This window comes from Brevibacterium sanguinis (assembly GCF_039528855.1).
GTDB classification, from domain to species: domain Bacteria; phylum Actinomycetota; class Actinomycetes; order Actinomycetales; family Brevibacteriaceae; genus Brevibacterium; species Brevibacterium sanguinis.
Genome location: NZ_BAAAMB010000002.1, coordinates 81,317 through 84,887, shown reverse-complemented (window position 1 = coordinate 84,887; position 3,571 = coordinate 81,317). Strand labels below are relative to the sequence as shown.

The following is a 3,571-nucleotide window of genomic DNA, read 5'->3' as shown; positions in this document are numbered from 1 at the left end:
AGGAGCTGATTGGGGAAACCGAAGAGCTGGCTCTGCGGATACTCCATGACCGATCCGCACGAGAAGAACGGGTTGAGGTCGCACGAGAGGACGGCGTCGGGGTTCTCGAGCTTCTCGTACTTCTCCACCGACAGGGCGAAGGAGGAGATGAAGCCGATCACCGAGGTGACGATGAGGAAGACGCCCATCGCCGTCGGGCGCAGCACCCACGGACGCTTCCGCGGAGGCGCGTCGATGGCATCGTCGAGGTCGTCGTCTGCAAGCGCGGGTGCCGTGTTCACACTCCTAAGGATGCCTGCCCGCGGGGCATGCGGCAAACCCGGCGGGCCCGGTCTCAGCGGTCGGACAGCAGATCTGTGACATAATGATGCGACGGATACCTGCTCCCACACCGGGCAGGAGAAGTGCCTCCACCGAGTCGAGGGAACGGCCTCGCAGGTCGACACGAAGAAGAGGCAGCATCGACGGCCTACGCGCTGAGCGCGAGCCGAAGACGCCATCCACAGGTTTCGGTCCCACGGGGACCATGCAGGACACCGGAGATCCGTATGGTGTGAGCGGAGGCTCCGGTAGGAGTGAACATGAGCGATTCCACGAACGACAGCAACGGCACAGCCGATCCCACCGAGGGCATCCTCGCCGATCTCGCCGATCTGCAGGCCAATGCGGCCGCCGCCAAGGGCACCGAGCACACGGTCGACGACGGCGTCCGCGAGGAGCTCGACCACCTCGCCGATGCCGCGGGCTCTCTGCGGGAGAGCCCCGAGCGCGACGACGAGGATCGGGAGCGCGGTCGCCGTCGACCCAAACGGGCCCGCGACGCCGTCGCCAACCGCGGACTCGTCTTCGAGCAGTTCGTCCGCGAGACCGACGAAGGACTCGACCCCAGCGCCGAGGACGACGAGGACGACTCGACCCCGCAGCCGCCGCAGGCCCCGGCCTTCGACCCCCGCAATCCCTTCGCCGCGCCGGTCGCCCCCGCGCCCGCAGAACCCGCGAGTCGTCCGGCCGCTGCGGTGCCCCAGCACGGCGGACTGATCTTCCAGGTGCCCAAGGCGGAACTCGCCGAGGCGGTGAGCATCGACGACGACTTCGACGATGAGGACATCGACGAGGACGAGACCGACGACCGCACAGACGACCGCGAGGATCGTGAGGACCGTGACGACCGCGAGGACCGTGACGACCGCGACGACGAGGGCGGAGGCCGGCGCCGCCGCCGCGGCGGACGCGGTCGCCGCTCGCGCAGCCGCGACGACGACGAGTCCGAGGCGCAGAGCTCCCGCAGCGAGAAGACCCGCGAGAAGCCTGCGGAGAAGCCGGCGGAGAAGGACTCCGAGACCACAGACGGCGATGAGCGTCCCTCCCGCGCGAACCGGCGCGGGGACAAGGCGGAGAAGAAATCCGACGACGACGCCCGCGACAGGACGAGCGAGGGCGACGACGACGGTGACGACGAGGACGGCGGTTCGCGCCGCCGCCGGCGCCGCCGCTCGCGTTCCCGCGGCTCCGACAGCGACGAGGTGACCTCGCTCAAGGGCTCGACGCGTCTCGAGGCCAAGCGTCAGCGCCGCAAGGAGGGCCGGGAAGCCGGCCGCCGCCGCCCCGTCATCACGGAGGCCGAGTTCCTCGCCCGCCGCGAATCCGTCGACCGTACGATGCTCGTGCGCGAGAACGGCGATCAGACGCAGCTCGTCGTCGTCGAGGACGGCATCGCCGTCGAGCACTACCTCAAGGAGAACCGCCAGCAGTCCTCCCTCATCGGCAACGTCTACCTCGGCAAGGTGCAGAACGTCCTGCCGAGCATGGAGGCCGCCTTCATCGACATCGGCAAGGGCCGCAACGCCGTCCTCTACGCCGGCGAGGTCAACTGGGACGCGCTCGGCATGGACGGCAAGGCCCGTCGCATCGAGGCCGCGCTCAGCCCCGGCGACTCCGTCCTCGTCCAGGTGACGAAGGATCCCGTCGGCCACAAGGGCGCCCGCCTGACGAGCCAGATCTCCCTGCCCGGACGCTTCCTCGTCTACGTGCCCGGCAACTCGATGACCGGCATCTCCCGCAAGCTGCCCGACGTCGAACGGGCCCGCCTGAAGAAGCTCCTCAAGGAGCTCGTAGGCGACTCCAACGGCGTCATCGTCCGCACCGCCGCCGAAGGCGCGACGGACAAGGAGCTCAGCCGCGACGTCGAGCGCCTCGCGAAGCGCTGGGAGACGATCGAGAAGAAGTCGAAGTCGACGAAGGTCCTCGCCCCGCAGCTGCTCTACAGCGAGCCGGACATGATCGTGCGGATCATCCGCGACGTCTTCAACGAGGACTTCAATTCGCTCGTCATCGACGGCGACGGAGCGTGGAACACGATCCACGAATACGTCGAGGCCGTCGCCCCCGACCTCCTCGAGCGGGTGCACCGCTACTCCGAGGACGAGGGGATCTTCGACCACTACCGGATCGAGGAGCAGATCCAGAAGGCTCTGCAGCGCCAGGTCAATCTGCCCTCGGGCGGCTCGCTCGTCATCGACCGCACCGAGGCGATGACCGTCATCGACGTCAACACCGGCAAGTTCACCGGTGCCGGCGGCAATCTCGAGGAGACCGTGACGCGGAACAACCTCGAAGCGGCCGAAGAGGTCATCCGGCAGCTGCGTCTGCGCGACATCGGCGGCATCATCGTCGTCGACTTCATCGACATGGTCCTCGAGTCGAACCGCGACCTCGTCGTCCGCCGGCTCGTCGAGTGCCTCGGCCGTGACCGGACGAAGCATCAGGTCGCCGAGGTGACCTCGCTCGGTCTCGTGCAGATGACGCGCAAGCGCATCGGCACCGGACTCGCCGAATCGATGGTCTCCGCCGGAGCCGACCTCACCGGACGCGGGCTGCTCCTGCCCGGGTCGGAGGAGGACGGGTCGAAGTCCCATCGCGGGGGCCGCTCGCAGAACTCCGAATCGTCGGGCAACGGCAAACGCGACCGCAAGCGCCGGTCGTCGAAGAGCAGCGAGTCGGAGTCCCAGTCCGAGTCGGTCGGCAACGACGCCTCGCGCTCCGCGGTCGCAGCCATCGCGAAGGCGACGCTGAAGAAGGACGACGACGCCGAGGCGCCGGCGGACGCACAGACCGACACGGGCGCAGCCGACACCGCGCCCGAGGAGAAGCCGAGCCGTGCGAAGTCCCGCGGTCGCAAGCGGACGAAGAACGCCGACCGGTCCGCCGAGGCCGACCGGTCCGCCGAGGCCGACCGCGGCGACGGCGACACCGCCGCTCAGGACGAGAAGCCGAGCACGGGCGACGAGCAGCCGATGCTGCCCGTCGAATCGTCGTCGGAGACCACCGCATCGGCTGACTCCGCACCGGAGGCCGAGCCTGCGGGGGAGATGCCGCTGATGATCGGCGCCGACACGACGACGAAGGTCGCCGTCGCCGCCGAGCCCGAAGCTCCGCGCCGCAAGGCCCCGGCGAAGAAGGACAAGCCGGTCGAGAAGCCCCAGGAGGCGCTGCCGACCTCGTTCGTCATCATCGGCGAGGACTGAGGCTCACCCGCCTGAGATCCTCCCTCCGCCGGCGACGGCACAGCGCC

2 protein-coding genes are annotated in these 3,571 nt (G+C 69.1%); one reads left to right on the top strand and one right to left on the bottom strand.

Going from position 1 to position 3,571, the window contains the following annotated elements:
* Window positions 1–281: vitamin K epoxide reductase family protein (locus ABD154_RS01765; RefSeq protein WP_344249865.1), on the bottom strand; the 281-nt coding region annotated here is incomplete at its 3' end.
* A gap of 300 nt (window positions 282–581) precedes the next feature.
* On the opposite strand from ABD154_RS01765, the gene ABD154_RS01760 reads away from it, so the two are divergent.
* Window positions 582–3,524, top strand: a complete 2,943-nt coding sequence (locus tag ABD154_RS01760; RefSeq protein ID WP_232623575.1) for an Rne/Rng family ribonuclease — start codon at window positions 582–584, stop codon at window positions 3,522–3,524.
* Window positions 3,525–3,571: the final 47 nt, after the last annotated feature.

Coding starts and splice junctions, on each gene's coding strand:
- ABD154_RS01760 (WP_232623575.1), top strand. CDS start 582: ATGAGCGATTCCACGAACGACAGCAACGGCACAGCCGATCCCACCGAG.